This is a genomic window from Variovorax sp. 10L421, assembly GCF_056395365.1.
Window position 1 is genome coordinate 42,887 of sequence record NZ_JBFTJJ010000033.1, and the last position, 18,052, is coordinate 60,938.

General features: G+C 68.5%; 18 protein-coding genes and 1 pseudogene. 8 read left to right on the forward strand and 11 right to left on the reverse strand.

What is annotated here, in order from left to right:
* Positions 1 to 3 precede the first annotated feature (3 nt).
* Both AC1DFC_RS27335 and AC1DFC_RS27340 read right to left on the reverse strand, forming a co-directional pair.
* The gene (locus AC1DFC_RS27335; RefSeq protein ID WP_042674269.1) at positions 4 to 1,131 is read right to left on the reverse strand and encodes a winged helix DNA-binding domain-containing protein; all 1,128 of its coding nucleotides are present in this window, start codon (positions 1,129 to 1,131) and stop codon (positions 4 to 6) included.
* Positions 1,098 to 1,931, reverse strand: a complete 834-nt coding sequence (locus AC1DFC_RS27340; RefSeq protein ID WP_007838072.1) for a pseudouridine synthase — start codon at positions 1,929 to 1,931, stop codon at positions 1,098 to 1,100. The genes AC1DFC_RS27335 and AC1DFC_RS27340 overlap by 34 nt, the downstream gene beginning before the upstream one ends.
* Before the next feature lie 83 nt (positions 1,932 to 2,014).
* Here AC1DFC_RS27340 and AC1DFC_RS27345 point away from each other — a divergent pair, with 83 nt between their 5' ends.
* The 6 genes from AC1DFC_RS27345 (at position 2,015) to AC1DFC_RS27370 (ending at position 8,130) form a co-directional block, all read left to right on the forward strand.
* Entirely contained in the window at positions 2,015 to 3,085 is a 1,071-nt protein-coding gene (locus AC1DFC_RS27345; protein ID WP_413315247.1) for a bifunctional nicotinamide-nucleotide adenylyltransferase/Nudix hydroxylase, read from the forward strand.
* 67 nt (positions 3,086 to 3,152) lie between these two features.
* On the forward strand, positions 3,153 to 4,598 hold the full coding sequence (locus AC1DFC_RS27350; protein ID WP_413315248.1) for a nicotinate phosphoribosyltransferase: 1,446 nt from the start codon (positions 3,153 to 3,155) through the stop codon (positions 4,596 to 4,598).
* Between the two features lie 90 nt (positions 4,599 to 4,688).
* Positions 4,689 to 5,843, forward strand: coding sequence for an MGDG synthase family glycosyltransferase (locus AC1DFC_RS27355; protein WP_007838080.1), 1,155 nt, complete (start codon positions 4,689 to 4,691; stop codon positions 5,841 to 5,843).
* Entirely contained in the window at positions 5,840 to 6,343 is a 504-nt protein-coding gene (locus tag AC1DFC_RS27360) for a hypothetical protein (RefSeq protein WP_007838081.1), read from the forward strand. Before AC1DFC_RS27355 ends, AC1DFC_RS27360 begins: the two co-directional genes overlap by 4 nt.
* On the forward strand, positions 6,340 to 6,912 hold the full coding sequence (locus AC1DFC_RS27365) for a dual specificity protein phosphatase family protein (RefSeq protein ID WP_478180382.1): 573 nt from the start codon (positions 6,340 to 6,342) through the stop codon (positions 6,910 to 6,912). Before AC1DFC_RS27360 ends, AC1DFC_RS27365 begins: the two co-directional genes overlap by 4 nt.
* A gap of 87 nt (positions 6,913 to 6,999) precedes the next feature.
* Positions 7,000 to 8,130, forward strand: coding sequence for a zinc-binding dehydrogenase (locus tag AC1DFC_RS27370; RefSeq protein ID WP_007838086.1), 1,131 nt, complete (start codon positions 7,000 to 7,002; stop codon positions 8,128 to 8,130).
* Between the two features lie 31 nt (positions 8,131 to 8,161).
* Here the strand turns inward: AC1DFC_RS27370 and kdpE are convergent, their stop codons facing one another.
* Genes kdpE through AC1DFC_RS27415 form a run of 9 tightly spaced genes read right to left on the reverse strand, consistent with a single transcriptional unit; the run spans position 8,162 to position 16,950 of the window.
* Complete coding sequence (kdpE, locus tag AC1DFC_RS27375) at positions 8,162 to 8,860, reverse strand: two-component system response regulator KdpE (protein ID WP_007838088.1); 699 nt, start codon at positions 8,858 to 8,860, stop codon at positions 8,162 to 8,164.
* A 4-nt stretch (positions 8,861 to 8,864) separates the two neighbouring features.
* Positions 8,865 to 11,630, reverse strand: coding sequence for a DUF4118 domain-containing protein (locus tag AC1DFC_RS27380; protein ID WP_478180383.1), 2,766 nt, complete (start codon positions 11,628 to 11,630; stop codon positions 8,865 to 8,867).
* Between the two features lie 12 nt (positions 11,631 to 11,642).
* A complete protein-coding gene (locus tag AC1DFC_RS27385; protein WP_007838092.1) occupies positions 11,643 to 11,774 on the reverse strand; it encodes a hypothetical protein in 132 nt (43 codons plus the stop codon).
* The gene (locus AC1DFC_RS27390) at positions 11,764 to 12,141 is read right to left on the reverse strand and encodes a hypothetical protein (RefSeq protein ID WP_007838094.1); all 378 of its coding nucleotides are present in this window, start codon (positions 12,139 to 12,141) and stop codon (positions 11,764 to 11,766) included. Before AC1DFC_RS27390 ends, AC1DFC_RS27385 begins: the two co-directional genes overlap by 11 nt.
* Positions 12,142 to 12,157: 16 nt before the next feature.
* Positions 12,158 to 12,796 carry a potassium-transporting ATPase subunit KdpC gene (gene kdpC, locus AC1DFC_RS27395; protein WP_478180384.1) on the reverse strand — a complete coding sequence of 213 codons (639 nt, stop codon included), beginning with the start codon at positions 12,794 to 12,796 and terminating at the stop codon, positions 12,158 to 12,160.
* A gap of 13 nt (positions 12,797 to 12,809) precedes the next feature.
* Positions 12,810 to 14,909, reverse strand: a complete 2,100-nt coding sequence (kdpB, locus tag AC1DFC_RS27400; RefSeq protein WP_413331704.1) for a potassium-transporting ATPase subunit KdpB — start codon at positions 14,907 to 14,909, stop codon at positions 12,810 to 12,812.
* Between the two features lie 10 nt (positions 14,910 to 14,919).
* On the reverse strand, positions 14,920 to 16,719 hold the full coding sequence (gene kdpA, locus AC1DFC_RS27405; RefSeq protein ID WP_478180385.1) for a potassium-transporting ATPase subunit KdpA: 1,800 nt from the start codon (positions 16,717 to 16,719) through the stop codon (positions 14,920 to 14,922).
* Between the two features lies 1 nt (position 16,720).
* The gene (gene kdpF / locus AC1DFC_RS27410; protein ID WP_019657711.1) at positions 16,721 to 16,819 is read right to left on the reverse strand and encodes a K(+)-transporting ATPase subunit F; all 99 of its coding nucleotides are present in this window, start codon (positions 16,817 to 16,819) and stop codon (positions 16,721 to 16,723) included.
* A complete protein-coding gene (locus tag AC1DFC_RS27415) occupies positions 16,816 to 16,950 on the reverse strand; it encodes a hypothetical protein (RefSeq protein WP_007838099.1) in 135 nt (44 codons plus the stop codon). The genes kdpF and AC1DFC_RS27415 overlap by 4 nt, the downstream gene beginning before the upstream one ends.
* Positions 16,951 to 17,192: 242 nt before the next feature.
* Between AC1DFC_RS27415 and AC1DFC_RS27420 the strand changes: the two genes are divergently transcribed.
* Together AC1DFC_RS27420 and AC1DFC_RS27425 are read left to right on the forward strand one after the other, a co-directional pair.
* Entirely contained in the window at positions 17,193 to 17,858 is a 666-nt protein-coding gene (locus AC1DFC_RS27420) for a helix-turn-helix transcriptional regulator (RefSeq protein ID WP_478180386.1), read from the forward strand.
* A 31-nt stretch (positions 17,859 to 17,889) separates the two neighbouring features.
* Positions 17,890 to 18,052: pseudogene (locus AC1DFC_RS27425) on the forward strand (superoxide dismutase [Fe]); the annotation flags it as partial.

The following is an 18,052-nucleotide window of genomic DNA, read 5'->3' on the forward strand; positions in this document are numbered from 1 at the left end:
GAGTTACGTGGGACTTAAGGGCCCGCGCACGGCATGGCGTTCGCCCTCGCCGTCGGAGGTGAAGGCCAGCAGCTCCAGGGCCTCTTCCTCCACACCGAGACGGTCGGCCTTGGACCAGCGCGTGAACGGCTCCAGCACCACGGTCGCGGTGTTCTTCGCGCGCTCGATCTTCCAGACACCCGCCACGAACCCATCGAGCAGCACCGTGCCGCGCACGATGCCGTTGACGGTGAACACGCGGGCCCGGTGCACTTCGCTCAGCACGCGGCTGCGGTCGGCGTGCGCAAGCAGCAGGCTGTCCCACTCGGCCACGAGGCGCGGCGGCGCGGGCGTGTCGGGGTCGGGGCGCGGCGCGCGGGGCAGGTCGAACAGCTCCTGCCCGCCTTCGCCGACGAACACGCGCAGCTGCGGCCGCAGGCGCTCGGCCACCGCCTTCCAGCCCGTGAGGCCCGACCATGCGCCAGCATCGGCCAGCGTGGCGGGACCAAAGGCGCCGAGGTAGCGCAGCAGCAGATCGTCCTGCGTGGCCCGGGGTGCCTCGACGCTGCCCAGCCAGTCGCCCAGGGGCTGCAGCAATGCACTCTGGTGCGAGTTCCAGCTGCCGGCCGGCGGCAGGTGCACCAGCGGCAGGTTGTTGCGGATCAGCGCGGCGAGCGAGGCGGTCTCGCGGCCCTTCCATCGCATGCCGAGGGCCTGGCCGAGTTCGGCGCTGGTGTGCGGTTTCTCGCCGAGCAGCGCGCGCCCCGCCGCCACCACCGCCTCGCGGTCGAGGCCTTCGAGCGCGCGCTTGTGGTTGCCAAGCAGGCCGCGCTGATGCACCGGCTCCAGCAGCGGACGCCATGCCAGCGCATCGTGCGCGGTCATCAGGTGCAGGGTGGAGCGCATCGTCGACATGCGCACGATGCGGCGCCTGCGCATTGCCTCGGTCAGCTGCTCGCGCTCGAAGCCTTCGAGCCGGCTCCAGAGGCCGATGTAGGGCGGGTTGGGTGCCTGTGCCTGCAGCCCGGCAAGCCGTTCGACGGCCTGCACCGCCGTGAGCTTGCGCCGCGCCAGCAGCATCTGCCGTGCCAGCGTGGCGCGGTTCAGCGCCCGCAGGCTCAGAACTTCTCGTGCGGTCCGAGGTAGCGCCATTGCCCCAGCGGCAGGTTGCCAAGCATCACCTTGCCGATGCGCACGCGCTTCAGCCCCACCACCTTCAGGCCGACCAGCTCGCACATGCGGCGGATCTGCCGCTTCTTGCCTTCGGTGAGCACGAAGCGCAGCTGCTCGGGGTTCTGCCATTCGACCCGCGCCGGCTTCAGCGCCTGGCCGTCGAGGCTCAGACCGTGGCGCAGCTTCGCCAGCATGGCCGGTGGAAAGACCGCCTGCACGTTGGTGGTGACGGGATCGTCGTCGTCCATGCGCACCAGCTGGCCCGTGGGCGCGGGCTGACCCAGGCCGTGGTAGGCCACGCGCACGAGGTATTCCTTCTCCATCACCGAGTCTTCGCCGATCAGCTGGCGCGCGATGCGGCCGTCCTGCGTCATGACCAGCAGGCCGATGGAGTCGATGTCGAGCCGCCCGCAAGGCGCGAGGCCGCGCAGCTGCTGCGGGCTGAAGAAGAAACGCGCGTTGTCGTCGGCCCAGCGGTTCTGCGGCGTGAACAGCGTGACCGCGGGCTCGTGGCCGTCTTCGGCCTGCCCGCTCACGTAGCCGATGGGCTTGTTGATGAGGATGGTGACCTGGTTGGCCTGCTGGCCCCTGGCCGCCTTGTCGATCTCGATGCGGTCGGACGGCACGACCTTCACGCCCATCTCGGCCGGCTTGCCGTTGACCTTCACCCAGCCGTTGGCGATCCATTCGTCGGCCTCGCGGCGCGAGCACATTTTCAGTTCGGCCATGCGCTTGTTGAGGCGCACGGCACCAGTGGGGGAAGTGGAGGGCTCGGTCATCGGAAGGCTTGATCAATGTGCGGCACCGATGCTATCCTGAACGCAAGCGCGAGTTGATCGCGCCCTTTTTGGGGGATTCCCAAGTGAGCACACGCAAGTTTCAATACGCCATCGTTATCGGGCGTTTCCAGCCCGTCCATTTCGGACATCAACGACTCATCGAAGAAGGCCTTCGCGCCGCCGATCGGGTCATCGTGGTGGTCGGCTCCGACCGCAAGCCACGCAGCGTCAAGAACCCCTTCACCTTCGACGAGCGCGAACGCATGGTGCGCGCCTGCCTGCGCGGCACCGAGCAGATGCGCGTGAGCGTGGTGGGCGTGGGCGATTCGCCCTACAACGACCAGATCTGGATCGCGTCGATCCAGTCGGCGGTCGAGCGGCTCATCACGCAGGACGGCCACGCGCCGGCCAAGGCCAGGGTTGCACTGGTGGGCCACCTGAAGGACGCATCGAGCTACTACCTGAAGCTCTTCCCGCACTGGGAATTCGCCGGCCAGAACAGCGTGGAGAGCCTCAACGCCACCGACGTGCGCAGCCTCTACTTCGACCCCGAGAACCGCGGCCAGCTGGCACGCGCCGACCTGCCCGACGGCACCGCGGCCTTCCTCGAGCAGTTCTCGAACACCGCCGACTACGCCGAGCTTTGCGAAGAGCGCGCGTTCCTCGCCGACTATCGCGACAAGTACCGCTATGCGGGCAGCAGCTTTCCGCCGATCTACACCACGGTCGACGCGATCGTGGTCGAGGCCGGCCACATTCTGCTCGTGCAGCGCAAGTTCCATCCCGGCAAGGGCACCTGGGCGCTGCCCGGCGGCTTCGTCGGCCAGCACGAGCGCCTGCAGGACGCGGCCATCCGCGAGCTGAAGGAAGAAACCCGGATCAAGGTGCCCGTGCCCGTGCTCAACGGCAGCATGAAGGCCAGCCACGTGTTCGACGCGCCCGACCGCTCGCAGCGCGGGCGCACCATCACGCATGGCTTCTTCTTCGAGCTGGCGCACAACCAGTGGACGGGCCTGTCGGAGGTGCGCGCCGACGACGATGCGGCCGAGGTGCGCTGGGTGCCCATCGCCGAGTTCCTCGACATGCAGGAGCGCATCTACGAAGACCACTTCTTCATCGCGAATCATTTTTTGGGTGGCCTGGGCAAGAACTGAACGACCAGGCTTTGTCAGCAAGAACGGCCCCGGTTGACGGGCGCCACAGTGAAAGGAGCTTTCACACATGAACCGCAATCTCACCTCCACGCCCCTGGGCAACAACCTGCTGCTTCGCACCGACTCCTACAAGGTGTCGCACTGGATGCAGTACCCGCCCGGCACGCAGACGGTGTACAGCTACATCGAATCGCGCGGCGGCATCTTCAGCCACTCCCTCTTCTTCGGCCTGCAGGCCTACCTGCGCGAATACCTGCAGACGCCCGTGACGCTGGCCGACGTGGAGGAAGCCGCAGCACTCATGGCCGTGCACGGCGAGCCCTTCAACCGCGAAGGCTGGCTGCGCCTGATCGAGAAGCATGGCGGGCTGATGCCGGTGCGCATCCGCGCGGTGCCCGAGGGCAGCGTGCTGCCGGTGCACAACGTGCTCGCGACCATCGAGAACACCGACCCCGAGTTCTTCTGGGTCACGAGCTTTCTCGAGACCGAGTTGCTGCGCGCCATCTGGTATCCGACCACGGTGGCAACCCTCTCGGCCGCCGCGCGCACCACGCTGCTGCGGTACCTCGAAGCGACCTGCGACGACCCGCAAGGGCAGATCGCCTTCAGGCTGCACGATTTCGGCGCGCGCGGCGTGTCGAGCCTCGAATCGGCCGCGCTCGGCGGCATGGCCCACCTGGTGAACTTCATGGGCACCGACACGCTGGCCGCGCTGGTGGCCGCGCGCCGATACTACGACTGCGACGTGGCGGGCTTCTCGATTCCAGCCGCGGAACACAGCACCATCACGGGCTGGGGCCGGGAGCACGAAGCCGACGCGTACAGCAACATGGTCGACCAGTTCGGCAAGCCCGGCGCGACCTTCGCGGTGGTGAGCGACAGCTACGACATCTTCAACGCCTGCGCGCGCATCTGGGGCGGCGAGCTGAAGGCAAAGGTGGTGGCTTCGGGCGCGACGCTGGTGGTGCGGCCCGACTCGGGCGACCCGGCCGAGACCACGCTCAAGGTGGCGCAGATCCTGGCCGAGCGCTTCGGCACGACGACCAATGCCAAGGGCTTTCGCGTGCTGAACAACGTGCGCATCATCCAGGGCGATGGCGTGAACCTCGACTCGCTGCGGCTGTGCCTGTCGAACTTCTTCCACAACGGCTTCTCGACGGAGAACATCTCCTTCGGCATGGGCGGCGGGCTGTTGCAGCAGGTCAACCGCGACACGATGCAGTGGGCAATGAAGTCCTCGGCCATGCAGGTGAACGGCGAGTGGCGCGACGTGTACAAGTCGCCGGTGGGCGATGTGGGCAAGGCCTCGAAGAAGGGACGGCTCGCGCTGGTGAAGAACGCGCGCGGCGAGGTGCAGACATTGCGCGAAGAGGCACTCTCGGCGGGGCAGAGCGATCTGCTGCAGACGGTGTTCGAGAACGGTCGCATCGTCGAGAGCACTACGTTTGAGGCTGTTCGGGAGCGGGCGGCCATTGGGGTGAATCAGTTCATTACCTCTCGGGCGCCGCTCTGAGGCGCGGTCTTTCGGGGCGTGTGCACAGGCCCCAAAGACCGCAGCAAGTGCCACAAGGCATCGCCATAATCCGCGCAACTTCCGGATTTCATGACCAAACTCCTGATCCTCAGCGTGAGCGCCGGCAACGGCCACGTGCGTGCAGCACAGGCGCTTGCCGCCACCGCCCAGTCCCTCGCCCCGCCCTGCACAGCGGTCCACATCGACGCGATGGCCCACGTGGCCGGCGGTTTCCGCAAGGTCTACACCGACTGGTACATCCAGCTCGTGAACCGGGCACCCGAGCTGTGGTCGTACCTGCACCAGCGCACCGACACCACGCCGCACCACGCGCCCTCGCAACGCCTGCGCCGCGGCATCGAACGGCTGAGCACCGGCGCGCTCGTGAAGGAGATTCGCCGCGAGAAGCCCGATGCCGTGGTCTGCACGCACTTCCTGCCGGCCGAGCTGCTGATGCGCGAGCGCAACCGCGGCCGCATCGACTACCCGGTGTGGCTGCAGATCACCGACTACGACCTGCACAACATGTGGCTGGTGCCGGGCATGGCCGGCTACCTGGCCGCGACGGAAGAGGTGGCGTTCCGCCTGCGCGCGCGCGGCATTCCTGCAGACCGCATCCACGTCACCGGCATTCCGGTGATGCCGGCGTTTTCCGAACCCGATGTGCCGGCGCTCGCACGCCACACCTGCGTGGCGGAACTCGGCCTCGATCCTTCGCGGCCCGTGCTGCTGATGGCGTCTGGCGGCGCGGGGGTCGGCGACCTCGCGAGCATGGTCGAGCGCGTGCTCGGCCTCGGCGGTGAAGGCAACTTCCAGGTCATCGCCGTGGCGGGCCGCAACGTGGAAGCGCACGGCAAGCTCGAAGCCCTGGCCAGGCGCCACCCGGGCCGCGTGGTGGCCATCGGCTTCACCAACGAGATGCACAAGATGATGGCCGCGGCCGACCTCGTCGTGACCAAGCCCGGCGGCCTCACGGTGTCCGAGTGCCTGGCGCTCGGCAAGCCGATGCTGCTGATCTCGCCCATTCCGGGGCAGGAAGAACACAACGCCGGCTTCCTGATGGAAGAAGGCGCGGCCTGGCTCGCCTACGACGCCATCGGGCTCGACTACAAGGTGGCGCGCCTGATGGCCGACCCCGCCAAGCTCGCGCACATGGCCTCGCGCAGCCGGGCGCTGGGCAAACCGCAGGCCGCGCGCACGGTGCTGCAGCACGTGCTGGCTGCGCCGGCGGGAACGACGGCGTGAGCGGCGCCGCCGAAAAGACGGGCGTGGCCCGCACGCTCGGCTATCTCGCCTGGGTGGCTGTCATGGCCTTCTTCTTCGCCAACGCCGAGATCCAGATCGAAGGCGGCGCGGGCTGGGCCACCTCGCTGCCGACCTGGCGCATCGAGAACAGCATCTGGCTCGATCTCTTCTGGGGCGGCCGCGCGATGACGGGCTACCACGCCTGGGTGTTCACCTTCATGGCGCTGGTGTTCTTCTCGCCGCTGGCCTTCAACGGGCGCTGGACGTGGCGCGGCGTTGGGTTGGCGGTGGCGGGGCTCATCGTGTTCTGGGTGTGCGAAGACTTCCTGTGGTTCATCATCAACCCGGCCTTCGGCTGGGCGCGCTTCAATGCGGTGGATGCGTTCTGGCACAAGCACTGGGTGTGGGGCGCGCCGGTCGACTACTGGGGCGGGCTCGCGGTGGCGGCGCTGATCCTGGGGACGCGGCACTGGCGGCGCGAGAAGAAGAAAAAGCAATGACGAAGAAGCACAGGACAGCAGCAGCAACAGCGGAAGAAGGCATCACCGACCCGCGCCCCGGCCACTGGGCCGACCCGCTGGACGAACTGCAGGTCGAGAACCTGCACCGCATCACGCCCACGCTCTACCGCAGCGCGCAGCCGCGGCGCGCCAACATGGCGGCGCTGCAGTCGCTGGGCATCCGCACCGTGGTGAGCCTGCGCTCCTTCAACGACGACAGGAAGGTGTTCGCGGGCACCGGCATCCGGCTGGTGCGCGTGCCGATCAACACCTGGTCCATCGACGACGCCAAGGTGCTGCGCGCGCTGGTGGCGATCCGCGAGGCCGGGAAGCATGGCCCGGTGCTCATCCACTGCATGCACGGCGCCGACCGCACCGGCGTGATCGCGGCGGTCTACCGCATGGCGGTGCAGGACTGGGACAAGGACAGCGCACGCAACGAAATGCTGCGCGGCGGCTACGGCTACCACACGCTGTGGCGCAACATTCCGCGCTATATCGAGCGGCTCGACCCGGTGAAGATGCGCCACGCGCTGGCCCATGCGCCGGTGGTTCCCGTGGTGTCCTGAAGGCGCCTGCAGCTTTCGCACCGCGCTCCTATACTGGCCGCCCCGTGGCCACAGGCCATCTGCGAACCGTCTGAAAAGGGGCCTCCCATGGCACTGCAAATCCGCTCCCTCATCCGCGCCAACGGCGAACTCGAACTCTCGCTGCACGACGACCCGATCCCCGAACCGCAGGCCCACGAAGTCGTGATCCGCGTCGAGGCGTCGCCGTTGAACCCGTCGGACCTCGGCCTGCTGTTCGGTGCGGCCGACATGAGCACCGCCAAGGCCTCGGGCACCGCCGAGCGCCCGGTCGTCACCGCCACGGTGCCCGAGCGCGCGCTTCCCGCCATGGCGGCGCGGCTCGACCAGTCGATGCCGGTCGGCAACGAAGGCGCGGGCGTGGTGGTCAAGGCCGGTTCGTCGCCGGCTGCGCAGGCGCTGCTCGGCAAGACCGTGGCGGCCATCGGCGGCGCGATGTATTCGCAGTACCGCTGCCTCGCCGCTGCCCAGTGCATGGAACTGCCCGAAGGCACCACACCGGCCGAAGGCGCGTCGTGCTTCGTCAACCCGCTCACCTCGCTGAGCATGGTCGAGACCATGCGCATGGAAGGCCACAAGGCGCTGGTGCACACGGCCGCCGCGTCGAACCTGGGCCAGATGCTCAACAAGATCTGCCAGAAGGACGGCATCGCGCTCGTCAACATCGTGCGCAAGCAGGAGCAGGAAGACCTGCTGCGCGGCCTGGGCGCGAAGTACGTGTGCAACGCGACCTCGCCCACCTTCCTCGAAGACCTGACGCAGGCATTGGTCGAGACCGGCGCCACGCTGGCCTTCGACGCCACCGGCGGCGGCAAGCTCGCCGGGCAGATCCTCGGCTGCATGGAAGCCGCGATCAACCGCACGGCCAAGGAATACAGCCGCTACGGTTCGACCACGCACAAGCAGGTGTACATCTACGGCGGCCTCGACCGCAGCCCGACCGAGTTCGTGCGCAACTTCGGCATGGCGTGGGGCATGGGCGGGTGGCTGCTGTTCCCGTTCCTCGGAAAACTCGGCGACGAAGGCACCAAGCGTTTGAAGGCGCGCGTCGTCGCGGAGCTGAAGACCACGTTCGCGAGCAAGTACACGCGTGAGGTTTCGCTGGTCGAGGCGCTGCAGCTCGATGCGATCGGGGTTTATGGGAAGCAGGCTACGGGGGAGAAGTTCTTGCTGAATCCGAACAAGGGTGTTGCTGTTTGAACGTTGCGCCCTGAACGCACGCACCCGAGAGCTAAACAACCAGCCGATACCCCACAGCCGTCTCGGTCAGCAGATGCCGAGGCTGCGCCGGATCGTCTTCGAGCTTCTGCCGCAGATGCCCCATGTAGATCCGCAGGTAGTGGCTCTGGCCGGTGTGCGACGGGCCCCACACCTCGCGCAATAGCTGGCGTTGCGTCAACACGCGGCCTGCATTGGCGACCAGCACCGACAGCAGGCGGTATTCGGTCGGCGTCAGGTGCACCTCGGTGCCCGCACGACGGACGAGGCGCGCGGCGCGGTCGAGCTCGATCTCGCCGAAGCGGAACAGCGCCTCGGGCACCTCGTCCGCGCTGCCGCCCACCGCACGCGGACGACGCAGGTTGGCGCGAACGCGCGCCAGCAGTTCACCTGTGCCGAAGGGCTTGGTGAGGTAGTCGTCGGCCCCCGCGTCGAGCGCGGCGATCTTGTCGGCCTCGTCGCTGCGCGCGGACAGCACGATGATCGGCACGGCCGACCAGCCGCGCACGTCGCGGATCAGCGAAACGCCGTCGCCGTCGGGCAGCCCCAGGTCGAGCACCAGCAGGTCGGGCTGGCGCGTGCCCGCTGCGGCGAGCCCGTCGCGCAAACTGCCGGCTTCATGCACCACCCAGCCCTCGGCCTCGAGCGCACCGCGCACGAAGCGGCGGATCTGCGGCTCGTCTTCGATCACGATGGCGGTGGGGGCTGGCATGGGGTCAGAGTTGGGCTTCGGCCGGCTCGGGTGGCTCGGGTGGCTCGCGGCGCGGCAGGGTGACCGTGAATTCTGCACCGCCGTCGCGCGCGTTGCCGGCCGCGATTTCACCGCCGTGCGCACTCACCACCGCCTTGCAGATCGCCAGGCCCAGGCCCACGCCCGGCGTGGCGGATTCGGCCTCGCCGCGCGTGAACTTGTCGAAGAGCTTCTGTTCGTGGCCCAGCAGCGCGGCCGGCAGGCCGGGGCCGTGGTCGCGCACCGTCAGCACCAGCGCGCCGGGCTCGGCACGCGCGCCGACCACGATGGGCGGCGCGCCGTACTTGATGGCGTTCTCCAGCAGGTTGACCAGCACGCGCTCGATCAGCACGGCGTCGAACTCGACCAGCGGCAACTCCGGGTCGAGCGCGGTCTGCACCACGGTGCTGCCCAGCGAAGTGCGCGCCGCGCGAATGGCAGAGCCCACCACTTCCTCCACCGACTGCCAGTCGCGCCGCAGGTTCACAGCGCCGCCGGCGATGCCGCTTTCGAGCCGCGCCATGTCGAGCAGGTTGCTCACCAGCGCATGCAGCTCGTGCGCCTGCGCGACGATGGCGCGCGCGGCCTCGGCGTGCTCTCCGGGTGGCAATGTCTGCAGCGACTCGGCCAGCGCGATCAGCGCGGTGAGCGGCGTGCGCACGTCGTGCGAGATGGCACCGAGCAGCGCATTGCGCAAGCGCTCCGACTCCATCTCGACCACGGCCTGCTGCGCCACTTCGACGTAGTGCACGCGCTCCAGCGCGATCGCGATCTGCCGCGCCAGCGTGTCGAGCTGCTGCGCCTGCTCGGGAATGAGCAGCCAGCGCGGCTGCGCGGGCGACAGCGCGAGCACGCCGCGCACACGCATCGGCGCCTGCAGCGGCACGTAGTGCCAGGGCTGCGCGGCCAGCGTGGCCGTGGCGAGTCCTGCCGGCTGGCCGTGGCGGAAGGCCCAATCGGCGACCTGCGGGTCGAAGCCCTGAGGCGGGTCGGAAGGCTGCACCAGCTGATCGGATGTATCGGTCACCAATACGAGCGCATCGCCACCGAAGTGGCCCCGCACGGCAGCGGCGCCGAGCGCGATCACCTGCGAGCTTTCGAGCGCGGCGGACAGTTCGCGCGTCAGCTCGAACAGCGAGCGCGCGCGCCGCTCGCGGCTGGTCGACACGCCGGCCGCGAAGCGCAGGCCCGCCATGAGCTGGCCCACCAGCAGGCCGACGCCGAGCATGACCGCGAAGGTCAGCACGTACTGCACGTCGCTCACCGCGAACGACAGGCGCGGCGGCACGAAGAAATAGTCGAAAGCCGCGACGTTGAGCAGGGCGGCCAGTGCCGAGGGCCCGCGCCCGAAACGCATCGCCACGCCCACCACGCCGAGCAGGAACAGCATGACGATGTTCGACAGCTCCAGCACGCCGACCAGCGGCGTGCACGCCAGCGTGAGCGCGATGCTGGTGGCCGCCGCCCATGCATAGCCGGGCCAGTAGATGGGCGCCTTCTCGTGGTCGTCGCTGTCGATGCTCGCGCCCTGCAGCGGCGCGCGCGACAGGCGGCGCGAGCTTTCGGCGGGCGCCACTTCCATGATGTCGAGCGCCGGCGCGCGCTGCGCCAATGCGCGCGCGAGTGGCACCGCCCTCGCGGACCACCAGCGCCGCCAGCCGGCCTCGGGCTGTGAGCGCCCGAGCACCAGCGTGGCGCAGTTGAGCCGCCGTGCCTGTTCGGCGAGCTGCTCGGCCACGTCGGAGCCGGTGAGCACGGCCGTGGCCGCGCCCAGTTCTTCCGCCAGCTTGAGCACCGCGAGGATGCGGTCGCGCTCCGCCGCGGCCAGCCGCTGCAGCCGGGGCGTCTCGACGTACACCGCGTGCCAGCGCACGTTGAGCTGTCCCGCGAGCCTCGCGGCCGTGCGCACGGTCTGCGCCGCGCCCTCGTGCGGGCCGACGCACGCGAGGATCGCCCCCGATGTGTTCCAGGCCTGCAGGCCGGGGCCCTTGCCGTTTGCGCCCGCGCCGCCCGGGCCCGACTGCTCCACGCGCCAGCCGCGCACGTCGTCTTCCACGTGCTCGGCGGTGCGCCGCAGCGCGATCTCGCGCAGGGCGATCAGGTTGCCCTTGCGGAAGAAATTCTGCGCGGCGCGCTCCGCCTGCTGCGGCAGGTAGACCTTGCCGGCCGCGAGCCGCGCCGTGAGCTCGTCGGGCGTGACGTCGACCAGCACCACCTCGTCGGCCTCGTCGAGCACGGTGTCGGGCACGGTCTCGTGCACGCGCACGCCGGTGATGGCGCCGACCGTGCCGTTGAGGCTCTCGAGATGCTGCACATTGAGCGCCGACCACACCTCGATGCCGGCGGCCAGCAGCTCCTGCACGTCCTGCCAGCGCTTGGCGTGGCGCGAGCCGGGAGCGTTGGTGTGGGCCAGTTCGTCGACCAGCAGCACGGCGGGCTTGCGCGCGAGCGCGGCGTCGAGGTCGAACTCGGCGAGCGTGCGCCCGCGGTAGTCCAGTTCGCGCAGCGGCAGCGCCTCCAGCCCCGAGAGCAGCGCGGCGGTCTCGCTGCGGCCATGGGTCTCGACCACGCCGATCAGCACGTCGCGCCCGGTGGCACGCTCGCGCTGCGCGGCGCTGAGCATGGCCCATGTCTTGCCGACGCCCGCGCTGGCGCCGAAATAGATGCGCAGCTTGCCGCGCTGGGCGCGCGCCTCGTCGCTGCGCAGCTGCGCGAGCAGCGCGTCGGGATCGGGGCGGAGCACTTCGTTCATCGGCGGCACAGGTTAGCGCATCGGGCGATCCTTGCGGCGGCCTGCATGGCGCCGAGCGGTGCGCGACAGCACCCACCAGGCAAAGCCCAGCGGCACGAACAGCGCCGCCATGGCCAGCAGCGCCATCAACAGGTCAGTGACCATGGCGCAGGCCGCAGCGCGCGAGGTGTTCGCGCCAGCTCACGAGCCGGCCGATCTCGCCCGAAGGCACGCATTCGATCAGCCGGTGCAGCACGTCGGCATAACGCGCGAGCGGCAGGCGGATCATCAGGCGCACGCAGGGCGCGTCGCTTTCCTGCGAGCTGCAGGCATGCAGCAGCGGCTCGCAGCGCACCACGCCGGCCTCGGGGCAGCCGGCGATGCTGCGGCGCACGCGCAGCGCGTCGGCGCAGCAGACCGTGACGTCGAGCACGTAGAACGCGCTGCTTCCATTTCTGCCGTTGCCTTGCTTGTTCAGGGGAGCGTGCGTTCTCTGCACGCCGGGGTGCTCTCGATAGGCGGCATAGGCCATGGTTGGTTTTTTCTCCTCAACGCGGAACCGAAGGGCTGAAGGAACCCGAAGCGGCATCGAGCGCGATGTTCAACGCCAGCACATTGACGCGCGCCTCGCCCAGAAAGCCCAGCAGCGGCTTCTGCGTGTTCCTGTCGATCAGCGACTGGACCTCGGACAGCGGCATGCCGCGCACGCGCGCCACCCGCGCCACCTGGTACTGAGCGGCGGCGAGGCTGATGTCGGGATCGAGCCCGCTGGCCGAGGCCGTGACCAGGTCGACGGGCACCGGCGCGATGTTGTCCGGATCGGCCGCGCGCAGCGCTTCCACGCGCGCCTTCACCGCATCGGCCAGCGCGGGGTTGAGCGGCCCCTGGTTGGAGCCGCCTGAAGCGCTCGCGTTGTAGGGCTGCGGCGCGGTGGCCGAGGGGCGGCTCCAGAAGTGCTTCGGATCGCTGAAGTTCTGGCCGATGAGCTTGGAGCCCACCACGGTGCCGTCGAGCACGATGAGGCTGCCGTCCGCCTGCGCGGGGAACGCCGTCTTCGCAACGCCGGTGACGGCCATCGGATAGATCAGGCCGGTGAGCGCGCTCAGCAGCACGAAGAGCACGAGCGCGGGGCGGACGATGCCGCCCTCGCTGCCATTGCCGTTGCCATTGACGATGTTGTTGTTCATGACGGAATACTCCTCAGACGAGATGCACGGCGACAAGCAGCCAGTCGATCAGCTTGATGCCGATGAAAGGCACGAGCAGGCCGCCCAGGCCGTAGATGGCCAGGTTGCGGCGCAGCAGCGCGGCGGCGCCCACCGGCCGGTAGCGCACGCCCTTGAGCGCCAGCGGAATCAGGAACACGATCACCAGCGCGTTGAAGATCACCGCGCTCAGGATCGCCGACGACGGGCTCGCCAGCCGCATCACGTTGAGCGCGCCCAGCTGCGGATAGGTCGAGATGAAGATCGCCGGAATGATGGCGAAGTACTTCGCCACGTCGTTCGCGATCGAGAAGGTGGTGAGCGAGCCGCGCGTCATCAGCAGCGCCTTGCCGGTCTCCACCACTTCCAGCAGCTTGGTCGGGTTGGAATCGAGGTCGACCATGTTGCCGGCCTCCTTCGCGGCCTGCGTGCCGCTGCCCATGGCCACGGCCACGTCGGCCTGCGCGAGCGCGGGGGCGTCGTTGGTGCCGTCGCCGGTCATGGCCACGAGGCGGCCTTCGGACTGGTACTGGCGGATCAGCGCGAGCTTGTCCTCGGGCGTGGCCTCGGCCAGGAAGTCGTCCACGCCGGCTTCGGCGGCGATGGCTGCTGCGGTGAGCTTGTTGTCGCCGGTGATCATCACCGTCTTGATGCCCATGCGGCGCAGCTCGGCGAAGCGCTCCTTGATGTCGGTCTTGACGATGTCCTTGAGCTCGACGATGCCGAGCACGCGGTTGCCCTCCGCCACCGCCAGCGGCGTGCTGCCGCGGCGCGCCGTTTCCTCGGCTGCGCGAAGCACCTCTGGCGCCGCCGTGCCGCCGATGGCCTCGACGTGGCGGCGCACCGCGTCGACCGCACCCTTGCGCAGCAGCACGAGGTCGGTGTCCAGGCTGTTCGGCGCGGCCGGCAAATCGGCGCCGCTCATGCGCGTCTGCGCGGTGAAGGCGACGAAGCGGGCACCTTCCACCGGCGTCGGCTCCAGGCCTTCGCGGCGCGCGAGCTCGACGATGCTGCGGCCCTCGGGCGTCTCGTCGGCCAGCGAGGCGATCATCGCGGCGCGCGCCAGGCGCGACTTGGTCACGCCAGGCGCGGGCAGGAATGCGCTGGCCTGGCGGTTGCCGTGCGTGATGGTGCCGGTCTTGTCGAGCAGCAGCACGTCGACGTCGCCAGCCGCTTCCACCGCGCGGCCCGAGGTGGCGATCACGTTGGCCTGCATCATGCGGCTCATGCCGGCCACGCCCACGGCCGACAGCAGCCCGCCGATGGTGGTCGGAATCAGGCACACCAGCAGCGCGACCAGCGCGGTGAGCGACACCACGGTGCCGGCGCCCGCGGCCTCCACGCTGAAGATGGAGAACGGCAACAGCGTGACCGTGACCATCAGGAACACGAGGGTGAGCGCGATCAGCAGGATAGTCAGCGCAATCTCGTTCGGCGTCTTCTGCCGCTTGGCAGCCTCGACCATGCCGATCATGCGGTCGAGGAACGACTCGCCCGGGTTCACCGAGATGCGCACCACCAGCCAGTCGGACAGCACGCGGGTGCCGCCGGTCACGGCCGAGAAGTCGCCGCCCGATTCGCGCACCACGGGTGCCGATTCGCCGGTGATGGCGCTTTCATCGACCGAGGCCACGCCTTCGATGACTTCGCCGTCGAGCGGAATCACGTCGCCGGTCTCGACCAGCACGACGTCGCCCTTGCGCAGGTTGGGCGCCTGTTCGGGAAGCCACTGCGCGCCGTGATGCGGCTCATGGAGCTTCTTGGCCCAGGTGTCCTTGCGCAGGCCGCGCAGCGAAGCCGCTTGCGCCTTGCTGCGGCCCTCGGCCAAGGCTTCCGCGAAGTTCGCGAACAGCACGGTGAACCACAGCCAGATGGTCACGGCCAGCACGAAGGCGGGCTTCATGCCGGTGTCACCGGGAAAGCTCAGCGCGTGCACCCAGAGCAGGCTGGTGAGGATGCTCCCGATGTAGACGATGAACATCACCGGGTTGCGCCACTGGGTGCGCGGATTCAGCTTGGCGAAGGCGCCCCACAGGGCGGGCTTGACCAGCGCTGCGTCGAACAGCGAAAGAGATGTTTTGGTGTGGACAGTCATGGTGCGCTCCTTATTTCCAGAGCACGAGGTGTTCGACGATCGGCCCGAGGGCCAATGCCGGCACGTAGTTGAGCAAGCCGACCAGCAGCACGGTGCCGATCAGCAAGGAGACGAACAGCGGGCCGTGCGTGGGCAGCGTGCCGCTGGTGACGGGCAGGCGCTTCTTGGCCGCGAGCGCGCCGGCCACGGCGAGCACCGGCACGATCATCGCGAAGCGGCCGAGCCACATGGCCAGCGCGAGCAGCCCGTTGTAGAACGGTGTGTTGGCCGACAGGCCCGCGAAGGCGCTGCCGTTGTTGTTGGCGGCCGAGGTCAGCGCGTACAGGATTTCGGAGAAACCATGCGCGCCGGGGTTCGCGATGCCGGCCTTGCCCGCGTCCGCGATCACCGCCACCGCCGTGCCGGCCAGCACCAGGATCGGCGTGACCAGGATGGCGATGGAGATCAGCTTCATCTCGCGCACCTCGATCTTCTTGCCGAGGTACTCGGGCGTGCGGCCGATCATCAGGCCGGCGATGAACACCGCGAGCATCGCGAAGACCAGCATGCCGTACAGGCCCGAGCCCACGCCGCCGAACACCACCTCGCCGAGCTGCATCAGTACCAGCGGCACCATGCCGCCCATCGGGGTGAGCGAGTCGTGCATGCCGTTGACCGCGCCGCAGGAAGCGGCCGTGGTGATGGCGGCGAAGAGCGAGGAGGCATCGATGCCGAAGCGCACCTCCTTGCCTTCCATGTTGCCGCCGGCCTGCAGCGCGCCGTGCATCTGGTCGACGCCCAGCGAAGTCAGCAGCGGGTTGCCGGCCTGCTCGGCGGGCGTGATGACCATCACGGCAACGACGAACATCACCGTCATCGCCGCGAGCACGGCCCAGCCCTGGCGCATGTCGCCCACCACGTGGCCGAAGGTGAAGCACAGCGCCGCCGGAATCAGGAAGATGGCGAGCATCTGCAGCAGGTTCACCAGCGCCGTCGGGTTCTCGTACGGGTGCGCCGAGTTGGCGTTGAAGAAGCCGCCGCCGTTGGTGCCGAGCATCTTGATCGCCTCCTGCGAAGCGACCGGGCCCATGGCGAGCGTCTGCGTCTTGGTGGTGGCGTCTTCCATCACCGGCTGGCCCTTTTCATCCTTCAGCGGCTGGCCGTCGGCGCCGTTCTTCGGCTGCTGGAAGGCGGTGGTCTCCAGCGTGCTCGCTTCCTTGTAGCTGTCGAAGTTCTGGATCACGCCCTGGCCGACGAAGACCACGGCGAGCACGAAGGAGATCGGCACCAGCACCCACAGCGTGACGCGCGTGATGTCGGCCCAGAAGTTGCCCACCAGCCCCTTGCCGTCGCCGCGGCGCGCGAAGCCGCGCACCAGCGCGAAGGCCACGGCGATGCCGGTGGCGGCGGAGAAGAAGTTCTGCACCGAGAGCCCGAGCATCTGCGTGAGATAGCTCATGGTCGACTCGCCGCCGTAGCCCTGCCAGTTGGTGTTGGAGACGAAGCTCACCGCGGTGTTGAAGGCCGAGTCGGGCGACACGGCCGCCATGCCCGCAGGGTTGAGCGGCAGCCAGGCCTGCAGGCGCTGCAGCGCATAGACGAAGATCGCGCCAATGGCATTGAAGGCCAGCAGCGCGAAGGCATAGCGCAGCCAGTGCATCGGCTGCTCGGGCTTGGTGCCCGCGAGCTTGTAGAGCGGCGCCTCGATGCGCTGCATCCAGCGCGGCACGCGCTCGTTGCACAGTGCGGCAAGGAACTTGCCGACCGGCCACGCGAGCAGTCCCAGCAGGACCAGGAAAAGGGCCAGCAGGCCCCAGGCGGAAGAAGTCATTTCAGAATTCCTCCGCGCAGATCAGCGCGAACACCAGGTACGCGAAAAGAACCACGGCGATCAACGCGCCGAAGCCATAAAGAACTTCGAGGCTGATCACGATGCGGCTCCATCGGCGGCGCCCGGCGCCTTGTTCGATGGTTTCGGCGCATCGAGCCTGTTCAGCCCGATCACCATGGCCGCCACCACGGCCCACAGCGCCAGCAAGGCGCCCATCCAGACGATGTCCATTCATCAACTCCTGCAGCGAAATTCAAGACCTTCAGTCTCGGCAACGGTGCGTAAAAACGGGGAACAGAGTCCGTGGGGCCGCATAAAGAAAACGTAAAAACGCGCCCCGTCCCCGATAGCCCCGCGGCCTGCCGAGGTCATTGCGCCGCCGTCCTCGACAGCGTTCGCGGCCTTGTTCAATAATCAAAGCGTTTGCTTGATAAATGGCAGATCGATCCTGCGCATCCTCCACGAAGCCGTCCATGCCCGCCCCCATCGACGCCAAGCCCGCCTGGTTGCCGCACCAGCCGGCCGACCGCATCCTGTCCACGCTCAAGACGCGCGGGGCGCTCGGCATTCCCGACATCGCCAAGGTGCTGAAGGTCACGGTGGAAGCGGTGCGCCAGCAGATGGTCAAGCTGGAGGCCGACGGCCTGGTCGATGCGCAAAGCCGCCCCGGCGGGCGCGGGCGGCCGACGCAGATCTGGCGGCTCACCGGCGAAGGCCACAAGCGCTTTCCCGACACGCATGCCGAGATGACGGTGCAGATGATCAGTGCCGTGATCCGCGTGTTCGGAAACGCCGGCATGGACCAGCTCATCGCCGCGCGCGAAGACACCATGCGCGCCAACTACGCCGAGGCCCTGCGCGGCGCGCGCAGCCTCCAGACGCGGCTGGAGCGGCTGGCCGACATTCGCAGCCGCGAAGGCTACATGGCCGAGTTCCGGCCCGAGGGCGACGGCTTCCTCTTCATCGAGAACCACTGCCCCATCTGCACCGCGGCACAGGCCTGCACAGGCTTTTGCCGCAGCGAACTGCAGCTTTTCGACGCGGTGCTGGGGCCCGACGTGAGCGTCAGCCGCGTCGAGCACGTGCTCGCGGGCGCGCGGCGCTGCGCCTACCAGGTCAGCCCCAGGCAGGGCACCTGATTTTTTTCATCACTACCAAAGGAAACCAACCATGGAACACATGCTCCCTCCCTTGCCGTACGCCCTCGACGCACTGGCGCCCGAGTATTCGAAGGAAACCCTCGAATACCACTACGGCAAGCACCACAACGCCTACGTGGTGAACCTCAACAACCTGCAGAAGGGCACCGAGTTCGAATCGATGACGCTCGAGG

What these genes read in the sequence shown, in the direction of transcription:
- AC1DFC_RS27420 (WP_478180386.1), top strand. Translation starts at nt 17,193, where the DNA reads ATGCCCGCCCCCATCGACGCCAAGCCCGCCTGGTTGCCGCACCAGCCG.
- AC1DFC_RS27390 (WP_007838094.1), bottom strand. Translation starts at nt 12,141, where the DNA reads ATGGCCTATGCCGCCTATCGAGAGCACCCCGGCGTGCAGAGAACGCAC.
- AC1DFC_RS27380 (WP_478180383.1), bottom strand. Translation starts at nt 11,630, where the DNA reads ATGAACGAAGTGCTCCGCCCCGATCCCGACGCGCTGCTCGCGCAGCTG.
- kdpA (WP_478180385.1), bottom strand. Translation starts at nt 16,719, where the DNA reads ATGACTTCTTCCGCCTGGGGCCTGCTGGCCCTTTTCCTGGTCCTGCTG.
- kdpB (WP_413331704.1), bottom strand. Translation starts at nt 14,909, where the DNA reads ATGACTGTCCACACCAAAACATCTCTTTCGCTGTTCGACGCAGCGCTG.
- kdpC (WP_478180384.1), bottom strand. Translation starts at nt 12,796, where the DNA reads ATGAACAACAACATCGTCAATGGCAACGGCAATGGCAGCGAGGGCGGC.
- AC1DFC_RS27335 (WP_042674269.1), bottom strand. Translation starts at nt 1,131, where the DNA reads ATGGCGCTACCTCGGACCGCACGAGAAGTTCTGAGCCTGCGGGCGCTG.
- AC1DFC_RS27415 (WP_007838099.1), bottom strand. Translation starts at nt 16,950, where the DNA reads ATGGACATCGTCTGGATGGGCGCCTTGCTGGCGCTGTGGGCCGTGGTG.
- AC1DFC_RS27370 (WP_007838086.1), top strand. Translation starts at nt 7,000, where the DNA reads ATGGCACTGCAAATCCGCTCCCTCATCCGCGCCAACGGCGAACTCGAA.
- AC1DFC_RS27340 (WP_007838072.1), bottom strand. Translation starts at nt 1,931, where the DNA reads ATGACCGAGCCCTCCACTTCCCCCACTGGTGCCGTGCGCCTCAACAAG.
- kdpE (WP_007838088.1), bottom strand. Translation starts at nt 8,860, where the DNA reads ATGCCAGCCCCCACCGCCATCGTGATCGAAGACGAGCCGCAGATCCGC.
- AC1DFC_RS27385 (WP_007838092.1), bottom strand. Translation starts at nt 11,774, where the DNA reads ATGGTCACTGACCTGTTGATGGCGCTGCTGGCCATGGCGGCGCTGTTC.
- AC1DFC_RS27355 (WP_007838080.1), top strand. Translation starts at nt 4,689, where the DNA reads ATGACCAAACTCCTGATCCTCAGCGTGAGCGCCGGCAACGGCCACGTG.
- AC1DFC_RS27350 (WP_413315248.1), top strand. Translation starts at nt 3,153, where the DNA reads ATGAACCGCAATCTCACCTCCACGCCCCTGGGCAACAACCTGCTGCTT.
- AC1DFC_RS27365 (WP_478180382.1), top strand. Translation starts at nt 6,340, where the DNA reads ATGACGAAGAAGCACAGGACAGCAGCAGCAACAGCGGAAGAAGGCATC.